At 61.3% G+C, this 1535-nt stretch carries 2 protein-coding genes; both read left to right on the top strand.

Annotated features, from left to right (window positions below):
* Nucleotides 1-319: 319 nt before the first annotated feature.
* Nucleotides 320-835, top strand: coding sequence for an RDD family protein (locus tag J0I64_RS15385; protein WP_291409806.1), 516 nt, complete (start codon nucleotides 320-322; stop codon nucleotides 833-835).
* A gap of 59 nt (nucleotides 836-894) precedes the next feature.
* A partial coding sequence (locus J0I64_RS15380) for an arginyltransferase (RefSeq protein ID WP_291409804.1) occupies nucleotides 895-1535 on the top strand: 641 nt, incomplete at its 3' end.

The following is a 1535-nucleotide window of genomic DNA, read 5'->3' as shown; positions in this document are numbered from 1 at the left end:
GGCAGTGACCGATATAGCGGATGGCCGCCACCATGGGCACGTTGTACTCGGTGATGAGCAGCTTGTTGGTCGTATCGTTATAGGCAAACAGCAGGGTTGCCCCGATGATGAGGGCAAGACCGCGCAAAGGCTGATCGGTCAGCGGCGCGGGGGCAGAAGTCGTCGACATTGGGATTTCCGGTGAACGAGGCGGACCTGGGCCACGACTCGTATTTTGGGGCTGGACTGTGGGGAGGATAGGCCGGGTGTGGAACGAAGCACAGAGAGAAATGTACCCAAAGGCCTTGCATTGCGGCCAAGTCATGACAATTTCTGGCGCATGAACCAGGAATATGCCGCCTCCCGCCCCCATCTGCCCGACCCCGCCAGCGCGCCCGAGCTATTCGATGGCGTGTTGACGCGCCGCGTCGTGGCTTATTTCATCGATCTGGCGATCATGGGCGCCCTGGTGCTGGCGCTGACCATCGTCGGCGCCATTGTCGGCGTGCTGACCTTTGGGCTCGGGATCGCCGCGCTGGTCTTCGTCATCCCAGCGGCGATCGTGCTCTATTACGGCGCGACGCTGGGTTCGTCGCGCCGGGCGACCATCGGCATGCAGACAATGGATATCGTGCTGACGCCGACGCGCGGGCAGCCGCTCGACGGGTGGATGGCGATTTTTCACGCGCTGGTCTTCTGGCTGACCTTCTGGATCTGCTGGCCGATCTCGCTGCTGTTCGCGCTGTTCACGCCGCGCCGGCAGATGATCCACGATCTCGTGGTGGGCACGCTGATGGTGCGTCGTTCGCCGATGATCCGGCACTGGCAGAGCGCCCGCGCCGCCGCATTTTATTGAAATATTGCGAGGAAGCGACGAGAGGGGTAAGCTTCACAGATTGCAGCCATGGGTCGTAGATGACCGACCAGTCGCCCGAAGCCACCCAACTCTTTCTGACCGCGGCCATGCCGTGCCCGTATTTGCCGGGCCATATGGAACGCAAACTGTTCACGCATCTCAGCGGACGCCGAGCATCGGCGCTGCACCATGTGCTGAGCGATAACGGCTTTCGTCGCAGCCAGAACCTGATCTATCGGCCGGCCTGCGAGGGCTGCAATGCCTGCCAGTCGGTGCGAATCGTGGCTGGGGAATTTACCGCCTCGTCGCGGTTCCGACGTGTTTTGCGCACCAATAACGACGTTTCCATCTCCGTGCGCCCGACGACGGCGACCACCGAACAGTACGAGCTTTTCAAGCGCTATCTCGAATCCCGGCATGCCGGCGGCGGCATGACGCAGATGTCGTATCAGGACTATGAATACATGGTCGAGGATACGCCGGTGCAGTCGGTGCTGGTGGAATATCGACTGCGCGATCACCCCGACCAGACGCTGGTGGCGGTGGCGCTGACCGATGTGATGGCCGATGGACTGTCCATGGTCTATTCGTTTTATGATCCCGACCTGGCCCACCGTAGCCTCGGGACCTTCCTCATTCTCGACCATATCGCCCAGGTGCGCTCGGCGCGGCTGAATTATGTCTATCTGGGCTATTGGGT

The sequence above is a fragment of the Devosia sp. genome (assembly GCF_017307565.1).
In the GTDB taxonomy this organism is placed as follows: Bacteria; Pseudomonadota; Alphaproteobacteria; order Rhizobiales; family Devosiaceae; genus Devosia.
This window is presented reverse-complemented; position numbering and strand designations above follow the sequence as displayed.

Bases quoted from the DNA above. Each gene is read 5' to 3' on its own strand.
- J0I64_RS15385 (WP_291409806.1), top strand. From the start codon at position 320: ATGAACCAGGAATATGCCGCCTCCCGCCCCCATCTGCCCGACCCCGCC.